Annotated in this window: 8 protein-coding genes and 1 pseudogene; all 9 read right to left on the bottom strand. The window is 36.8% G+C overall.

What is annotated here, in order from left to right; all coding sequences use genetic code 11:
- A partial coding sequence (gene glgB, locus V7147_RS20090) for a 1,4-alpha-glucan branching enzyme (RefSeq protein WP_438824616.1) occupies nt 1-1,113 on the bottom strand: 1,113 nt, incomplete at its 3' end.
- Between the two features lie 411 nt (nt 1,114-1,524).
- Nucleotides 1,525-2,538: a glycoside hydrolase family 15 protein gene (locus tag V7147_RS20085; RefSeq protein WP_335369588.1), complete on the bottom strand. Its 1,014-nt coding sequence runs from the start codon at nt 2,536-2,538 to the stop codon at nt 1,525-1,527.
- 281 nt (nt 2,539-2,819) lie between these two features.
- Nucleotides 2,820-3,335: a hypothetical protein gene (locus V7147_RS20080; protein WP_335369587.1), complete on the bottom strand. Its 516-nt coding sequence runs from the start codon at nt 3,333-3,335 to the stop codon at nt 2,820-2,822.
- A complete protein-coding gene (locus tag V7147_RS20075) occupies nt 3,325-3,708 on the bottom strand; it encodes a hypothetical protein (RefSeq protein ID WP_335369586.1) in 384 nt (127 codons plus the stop codon). The genes V7147_RS20080 and V7147_RS20075 overlap by 11 nt, the downstream gene beginning before the upstream one ends.
- A 254-nt stretch (nt 3,709-3,962) precedes the next feature.
- Nucleotides 3,963-4,940, bottom strand: coding sequence for a ring-cleaving dioxygenase (locus tag V7147_RS20070; protein WP_335369585.1), 978 nt, complete (start codon nt 4,938-4,940; stop codon nt 3,963-3,965).
- A gap of 191 nt (nt 4,941-5,131) precedes the next feature.
- A complete protein-coding gene (locus V7147_RS20065; protein WP_335369584.1) occupies nt 5,132-6,004 on the bottom strand; it encodes a LarC family nickel insertion protein in 873 nt (290 codons plus the stop codon).
- Nucleotides 6,005-6,760 (bottom strand): nickel pincer cofactor biosynthesis protein LarB, encoded by a 756-nt coding sequence (larB, locus tag V7147_RS20060; protein WP_335369583.1) that lies wholly within the window; start codon nt 6,758-6,760, stop codon nt 6,005-6,007.
- A 74-nt stretch (nt 6,761-6,834) separates the two neighbouring features.
- Nucleotides 6,835-8,307, bottom strand: a complete 1,473-nt coding sequence (locus V7147_RS20055; protein ID WP_335369582.1) for a gluconokinase — start codon at nt 8,305-8,307, stop codon at nt 6,835-6,837.
- Between the two features lie 113 nt (nt 8,308-8,420).
- Nucleotides 8,421-8,581 (bottom strand): annotated as a pseudogene (locus V7147_RS20050) (ATP-dependent sacrificial sulfur transferase LarE); the annotation flags it as partial.

Below are 8,581 nucleotides of genomic sequence, written 5' to 3'. Positions count from 1 at the left end.
TTCTGCAATCATTAATACTCCCGGATATCTTTTGAACATGGCTTCATTGGCTTTTTTTATAAATTCGATTGCCTCTGGGTTTTCTTCGCCACCAAATTGATTAAATAGCTTTTCTTGTTGCGGGTTGTCGTGGTTGAGGTAGATTAATGATGATACGGCATCGATCCGAAAGCCATCAATATGGTACATATCCATCCAAAAAGCAAGGTTGGAAAGTAAGAAACTATGAATCTCCGGTTTTGTAAAATCAAAGCTGTACGTCCCCCATAATGGTCTGTCAGCTCGTTTTGATTCTGTATGCTCATAAAGAGGAGTTCCATCAAATCTTCCAAGTCCGTGATCATCACGGCAGAAATGAACGGGAACCCAATCAAGTATGACACCTAAGCCTTTTTGATGACACTGATCCACAAAATACATAAAGTCCAAAGGACTCCCGTAACGACTTGTAACAGAATAAAAGCCTGTTATTTGATAGCCCCAGGATAAGTCGAATGGATGTTCCATGATTGGCATTAATTCAATATGTGTAAAACCTTGATCAACTACATAGTCTATTAGTTCGTCCGCTAGCTCGCGGTATGTATAAAAGCTACCGTCTTTTTTCTTTTTCCAGGAACCAGTATGTAATTCGTAAATTAACATTGGATTATTATAGGAATCTGCTTTCTCCCGGCTTTTTATCCATTTCTTATCATTCCATTTGTATTGGTCTAGTTTAGTTATTACGGATGCAGTATTCGGTCTTACCTCAGAAAAGAATGCATATGGATCGGCTTTAAGTTTCTTTCCCCCATTTGCATTTGTGATTTCGTATTTATATATCTCCCCCACTTTTAATCCTGGAATAAATCCAATCCATACACCAGAGTTTGGAATCATCTCAAGGCCATTTGCACTGCCATCCCAGTTATTAAAATCACCAACGACAGACACAGCTTTGGCATGAGGTGCCCAAACAGAAAATCGTACACCGTCAATCCCTTTATAGGATATAACATGGGCACCAAACATATTAAAGCCTTCTAATAATGTTCCTTCATGAAATAAATACAGGTCGAACTCACTTGGAAAAAGTTCAGCCTGCTTTTCAAGCGTAGAATTCACTATCATATCCTCCTTTTGTTATATGTAAGTAGAAAGTTTGTAATACCAAAAATTTATATCATTTGTATGAAATTAATAAAAAATAATAAGACCATGGTTTGATATTACCTTTTCACTTAATTATATTAATTCGTGGTGAGTAAGTTTTATTCCTTTGGCGAATAATGTTTTTTATTGTCAAATAAGGTAGAATAGATGGAAAATTATTATTTTACCGAAAATTATTTTAATGGTATCACTTGAAACCGTTTACAATGAAGTGTTGATTTGTGGGAGTTTTTTACTATTTTGTGCAGAAATTTGATATTTTGAAATAATGTATATACAGGTAGGAATCTCAGGTGTTTTGTTATATTGGTATAATGAAGGGTGTGTATTGGTTAAAAGCGATATAAAAAAGGCTGCTTTCGCAGCCTTTTAAGATATTTTTTGTTGTGCAAGGTCTTCAATTTTCGTGAGGAAAATATAGGACATCGCAACTGACCATGCTAATGGGGTGTTTCCATTTGGTGTATTTGTACCACCTACATAGAGCTCTGGAACCTCCCAATTATCAGGCACAATCCTTTTTGTTTTTTCTATATATTCACTTGCTTTGTGAAATTGACCTAATTCTAAGTAGCAAAGCCCCAGCCAAGGGAATCCAAAGCACCACTCTGCTTCTTTTCCTTCATTATAATATTGATCATTTTCATAGCGAATCACACCATATTTGCGCTCCAATTTTGAGGAAACGGTTTCAACAATTTTTAGTGCAGTATCACGGTCAACCACCCGATATGGAAATACGAGAGAAAGCAATGCTAAATCAGTATCCTTTGTTTCGCTTTCTCGAGGTAATAAGTTTCGCAAAGCATTCTCACCTTTTTTGATTAGATCCTCATTTACATTAACAAGGATTTTTACGGCATTTAATCCCGCAACACATGCACCTATACTTGAAGCATGAACTTCCATGTTCTCTTCCCACATGCCATTATCTTTTGCTTGCCAATATTGAAGGCACTCTAGATAATCGACAAGCTTTTGAACAATTTCAATATCCTTTTTATCTCGAATTACTTTTTGTCCTAAGCGGTATCCTTCACCAACTCCCCATAAAAATGCACCTATCGCATCATTTTGGGCATGCCCCCATTCGACTGGCATCTCCTTTAAATCGGTTGAATACCGTGAATGGATGTATTCAAACAAATAAATTGGTTTCTTTTTCCGATGAATATCAATTTTCCACTCATACGACTTAAACATATCAAATAAGGCATGGTAGGCATTCACATATCTATCAGACGGTTCATTGATAAAAGGAAGAACTGTATATACTATATCTCGAATCCACACATAGCTATAATCATTTGATAAACTTGCTGTATAAGCACCATTTGATAAACGCATACGGTCAAGAACCTGAATTGCTTTATTGGTATACATTTCGTATCACCCCATTAGCTTATTTACTATACATTCATTCTTGACAGAAAACATATTTATAAAACACATCAAAGTAAGTTACCAAGTTTATAATTAATATTTAATTATATTCTATAATATGTAAGCACAGCGAAAATGATAACAATTGTCTCCTTTTTGTGTGAAATGCCTACATTTTGGTGCATGTCACCGCTCGAATTTTCTTGTTTCACAAAAAAAGTTTCACAGAAAACGAAAAAGACCAAATCACTTTTTAGTGGTTTTGGTCTTTTTGTGTAGGTTTATTTTTTATTAAAGATTATAGAAATGATTTCGTCTGTTGTCATATTGCTATTAATTTCGTGTGAGCCAAGCTTTAAGTATTTGGCAACACCTTGTTTCTCAACTAAATTTGCGAAGTCCCAAGCATTTCCAGTTATGATATTTGCTGAAATAAGTGCCTTTCCAACTTCATAGCTTGTCATACCTTCGGAGACAGTGATAACGGTTGTATTGACAACCGGTTCAGCTGGTTCTTCTTTTTGTTCTTCCACTACCTCTTCTTTTACTTCCTCTTTAGGTTGTTCTTCGGTTTTTTCAACTGGATTCTTCGCTTCAGCAATAGCTTGATTCCATTCCTCTTCTGAATGCACAACATAACCTTCATCAGCTAGAAGGCTTTTAAGCTCTTCGACAGTTGTTTTTTCTCCTGCCTTTGTACTTGTTGCTTGTTGGGGGCCGAAAAAATACACAAGAGCACAAACAACCGCAGCAAGTAAAAGCCCGGAAGCGAAGCTAGTTAATGTTTTAGCGGTCATTAGCTGCTTTTCTCCCTTCTGTTTGTTTTATAAAAGGAGATAGTAAACCTTGTACTTCGATTTCACTTACGTTTTTTTCATTCGCAATGGAAGTTAATGAATATCCTCTTTTGTGTAAATCAAGTGCATCACGAAGTAACTCACGATGTTCTTTGTCCGTAGTATCAATTCCAGCTTGGTTTGCGAGAATTTCATTGTCTAATTCTAGGTTTCTCATTTGTTGCTGTAGCTTGTTTATTTCCTCCATAAAACTTACTGAATATAATTCAAGCTCGCGCTGTTCTGCCTTTTTTGCTTTTTTCGTAAGTGCATAAGATAAAATGAGCAACACTGCTGCTACTCCAAATAATATGACCAACGCCCACTCCATCATTGGACATCATCCTTTCCCAGCTTTTTAGTCTTACAACAGATAATTATACAATGAAATAAGACAAATTTCGATGGAATTCGATAAAATCCTTCCATTGGTAGTAATAATGGAAGAAATTAACGTGGGAAAAGCAAGGTTTCAAGTCTTTTGACCTATGTACAATGGGTAATTGTTAAGATTTGATTAAAGAATGGACCATTAATCACTAAAGCAAAAAAATGATGCCCCTATTTATGGGGCACCCTAGATCAAGATTATTCTTTTATAAATTCCTTCGTACTTCTAACGGTGTCAATAGGTCGAACATAGCTTTCAATGGCTTCACGCTTTGGCTCTAAGAATGGTGGTAAAGAAAGCTTTTCACCCAGTGTTTCGTATGGTTCATCTCCCATAAATCCAGGACCATCTGTAGCAAACTCAAATAAAATACCAGGTGCCACTCTAGAATAAAGTGAGCCGAAGAAGAAGCGGTCAACAAATCCTGAGGTTTGGAAACCGAATTCGCGTAAATGCTTGTCCCACTCATTAAGGACTGATTTATCTTCTACACGGAAAGCTGCGTGGTGGACTGTTCCAAAACCTTGTTGTGCTGGTGGAAGAATAGAGTTATTTTCAACCACAACCTGCGCTCCATTTCCCCCTTCACCTACTTCAAACAAGTGGAATGAACTTTCTTGTGCAATTTCTTTAAATTGTAATACCTTTTCAAGCATTTCCTTAAAGAAATCAAAATGGGCAGTACGTACAAATAATGGCCCTAAACCAGTGATTGCGTATTCTAATGGAATTGGTCCTTTTTGCCATGGAATTCCGGCAGGTACGCCCTTGTTATTTTCGTCTGAAACCAATTGATATTGTTGGTCATCAAAGTCAACGAATGAAAGAGTTTTTACTCCAAATTGTTCTTTTACCCCGAAGTGCTTAATATTTAATCGATCAAAACGTTTTACCCAATAATCAATCGCAGCATCGGTTGGAACTCGGAAAGATGTTTTTGAAATTTCATTTGTACCATGAACACCTTTTGGGATTCCCGGAAAATCAAAGAAGGTCATGTCAGTACCTGGACTGCCTGTATCGTCTGCAAAAAATAAGTGATATGTTTGAATATCATCTTGGTTTACTGTTTTCTTTACTAATCGCATTCCTAATACATAGGTGAAAAATTCATAGTTTTTTTCTGCACTACTAGTGATCGCAGTAACATGGTGTATTCCTTTTAATCCGTTCATTTCTTATGCCTCCAATTTTATTGCATATTTTTTAGTTTTTCCATGCAATGATAATATATGAAAAATAGACATATCTTAAAGTAAGATATCTTAAATTCAAGATAATTATACTGCATAATATAACAGGTGTCAATAATAGCAATTTAAAAAGAAGAAAAGTCCCCACGTTTTGTGAGGACTATAATGAACGTTTATTCTCCAATAATGACGCGTAGAACATTAGGACGATCTTTGAATGTTTTAGTGCCGGCTCCATAGCCAATTGATGCTACTTTCATTGAAGGAAAACTGCAAAATTCATCTGTAAGCACAGAAATTATTCCTGCTCCTGTTGGTGTCGTTAGCTCAAAACGAATATCGCTTTGCTCAATTGGAACACCTTTAAGGATTTCAAGTGTAGCAGGCGCTGGGACTGGGTATATTCCATGATCAATATGGATTTTCCCTGTTCCAACTGGAACAGATGACGATTTGATCGTGGTAATTTCTAATTGATGCAGTAAAATCGCTGCACCAACAATATCAATTATAGAATCAACAGCACCTACCTCATGAAAATGAACTTTTTCCAATGGAAGTCCATGAATAAGGCCTTCCGCTTCACCTATTTTCTTAAAAATCTTAAGCGATATTTCCTTAACTTCGTTTTCCAATTCAGATTCCTCAATCATCTTCACAATATCCTTATAGGCACGATGTGAATGATGATGGTGTTCTTGTTCATGGCTGTGATGATCATGGTCGTGTGTATGTATATGTGCGTGATCATGGTTATGATTGTGATCATGAGTATGTTCATGATGATGATGATGGTGTTCATGGTCATGATCGTGGTGATGATCATGTGAACGTTTGTTGCCTTGCTCTTTTAGAATGACATCAAATTTAGTAGATGTAATTCCGTTTTTAACGACCTTTTTCCATTCTAATTCGTATTCATCCTCAAAATGAAGCTTCTTTAACTCCTCAACAAGTTTCTGAGGGTCTCCACCTGCATCGAGTAATGCACCGATTACCATATCCCCACTTATTCCGGAAAAACAGTCAAAATAGAGTGTTTTCATTTAATCTAGTTCTCCTTTTTGTGCAAGTTGATCAATTAAGACAGCGTTGTAAGCACCACCGAAACCATTGTCGATATTCACTACACTGATTCCTGATGCACAGGAATTAAGCATTGTTAGTAAAGCGGATAAACCATGAAAATTTGCCCCATAACCGATGCTTGTTGGGACTGCTATAATTGGGTGGGAAACAAGTCCACCAACTACACTTGGTAGAGCACCCTCCATTCCTGCTACAACTACAGAAACATTTGCATTTCGAATCTCTTCAATGTTATCAAATAAACGATGGATGCCGGCCACCCCTACATCATAGAAGCGACGAATGTTACTGCCTAATACCTCAGCCGTAATAGCTGCTTCTTCAGCTACGCGTAAATCTGAGGTTCCCGCACATACAATAGCGATATAACCATTCCTTAGTTTTGTTTCACGTGAATCGTCTTTCCAGTATAGAATCTGAGCTGTTTCGTTGTATGTAAATTCGGGATTTGATTGTAAAATAAAGTCTGCTTTTTCCTGAGAAATACGGGTTACAAGTACATTGTCTCCTCGTTCTTTAATGACATTTACAATCGTTTGAATTTGTTCTTTTGTCTTCCCCTCACCAAAAACAATTTCCGGGAATCCCTGTCTATTTTTTCGATGGTGATCGATTTTAGCAAAACCTAAATTCTCGTAGGTTGCTAGTTGTTTTTTTGCATCTTCAATACTTAAAGTTCCTTGTTTCACTTGCTCTAAGATTTCTTCTATCATGTTTCACACACCTTAATCGATATTAGAATCGATGAATTGCTAAAGCGCCAGTAGAAAACTGACGCTTTTGTTATTTAAAAATGCTTAATTATATCTTTTTGAATTGCCTCATATTTTGCGTAAATGGCTTTGTATTTCTCGTGGTTTTCCAAATTTGGAAGAACAGGATCTCCCATTGGAATGTTGTTCTTGATTTCCTCAAAGGAGTTTACTTTACCAATGCTAACTAATGCAGTCCAAGCTGCACCCCATGCTGCACTATGATGGCTTTCTGGAACATAGACCTCTTTACCGAATACATCAGCAAGCATTTGAAGCCATAAAGATGACCGGGCCAATCCACCGTTTACATAAAGCTTTTCAGTTTCTCCGGCCTGTTTTTCTAATGCTTTACCGATTTGATAAAGATTAAATGTGATGCCCTCTAAAACGGCACGAACAAAGTGCTCTGTTTTATGAGTAATTGACATTCCAAAGAAATTTCCGCGAGCTTGTTGGTTCCATAATGGAGCGCGTTCCCCATTTATATAGGGATGGAAAAATAATCCTTCCGCACCGGGTCCAACCTTCGCAGCCTCTGCTGTAAAATGATCAAAGCTTTCTTGGTAATTGAGTAGTTCTTTTAGCCATTGGAGGGCGATGCCTCCATTGTTTGTTGGACCACCTACAATAAAATACTCTTCGGAAAAAGCATAACAGAAGGTTTCATGCTTTGTATTTGATTGGAATCCTTTTGTAAATTGACGAATCGCTCCACTAGTACCTACGGATACAGCCACTTCACCTTGGGAAATCGCACCAATTCCTAAATTAGCAAACTGACCATCAGCAGCGCCGATTACAAATGGCATTTCATTTGAAATTCCCATTTCATCCGCAATAGTTGTATGAATGTCAGTTAATTGATAAGTAGGTGGTACAATTTTTGAAAGTTGATCCTTTGTGATGCCAGCCTTTTTAAGAACTTCTTCATCCCATTGAAATGTTTTTCCATTAAACATTCCTGTTGCAGCCGCCATTGAATAATCAATTACTCGTTGATTAAACCATTTTAAAAGTAGATACTCTTTAATGGATAAGAAATAGCTTGATTGGGTATATGGAATATAATCAATTTCCTGCATCCAAATTAGCTTTGCTAGTGGTGACATCGGATGAATGGGCATACCTGTTCTCGAGAAAATTTCAAGACCGTCTGATTTCATAAGTTCATCTGCTTGTTTTGTACTTCTACCATCAGCCCAAATCAATGCTTGGGAAAGAGCCTCTCCATTATCCCCCATGCAAATGATGGAATGCATCGCAGCTGAAATACCTAGGCTAATAATTTCATCCTTATTAACATTCGCTTGCTGAATGGCCATATTGATTGCTTTTACAGCAGAGCGCTCAATTTCATCCGGGTCTTGTTCAACCCATCCTTGCTTAGGGTAGTAAGAGGTAACGAGATCCTCAGCTTCCGCAACTACCTTTCCATCTAAAGTAAAGATAACTGCTTTTGCACTGGTTGTCCCTAAATCGAGACCAATGACGTATTCATGTGACATACTTACATCTTCCTTTACACGTTCTATCGTATTCTAAGTTAGTTTGTGATTTAATGTTACCATATTATTCTTTACAAAGAAAAAGCCTTGGAATCTTTCCAAAGCTTTTCTACTTAAGAAAGTACTTTATTCATACTTCCACTCTTGTAACCTACTAAATCTAGTGTTATATATTTATAGCCAAAAGAATTAAGTTCTTTTGTAATGGCTTCGTGATTTTCTAGGACAATTTTCATATCGTTAGGTTCAACCTCAATTCGTGCAATATCTTGAT

It is taken from the genome of Bacillus sp. JJ1521 (assembly GCF_036965165.1).
GTDB lineage: Bacteria > Bacillota > Bacilli > Bacillales > Bacillaceae_L > Ferdinandcohnia.
The sequence above is the reverse complement of the archived record's forward strand: the minus strand, read 5'-3'. Positions and strand labels throughout refer to the sequence as shown.

Coding starts and splice junctions, on each gene's coding strand:
- V7147_RS20085 (WP_335369588.1), bottom strand. CDS start 2,538: ATGTATACCAATAAAGCAATTCAGGTTCTTGACCGTATGCGTTTATCA.
- V7147_RS20080 (WP_335369587.1), bottom strand. CDS start 3,335: ATGACCGCTAAAACATTAACTAGCTTCGCTTCCGGGCTTTTACTTGCT.
- V7147_RS20075 (WP_335369586.1), bottom strand. CDS start 3,708: ATGATGGAGTGGGCGTTGGTCATATTATTTGGAGTAGCAGCAGTGTTG.
- V7147_RS20070 (WP_335369585.1), bottom strand. CDS start 4,940: ATGAACGGATTAAAAGGAATACACCATGTTACTGCGATCACTAGTAGT.
- V7147_RS20065 (WP_335369584.1), bottom strand. CDS start 6,004: ATGAAAACACTCTATTTTGACTGTTTTTCCGGAATAAGTGGGGATATG.
- larB (WP_335369583.1), bottom strand. CDS start 6,760: ATGATAGAAGAAATCTTAGAGCAAGTGAAACAAGGAACTTTAAGTATT.
- V7147_RS20055 (WP_335369582.1), bottom strand. CDS start 8,307: ATGTCACATGAATACGTCATTGGTCTCGATTTAGGGACAACCAGTGCA.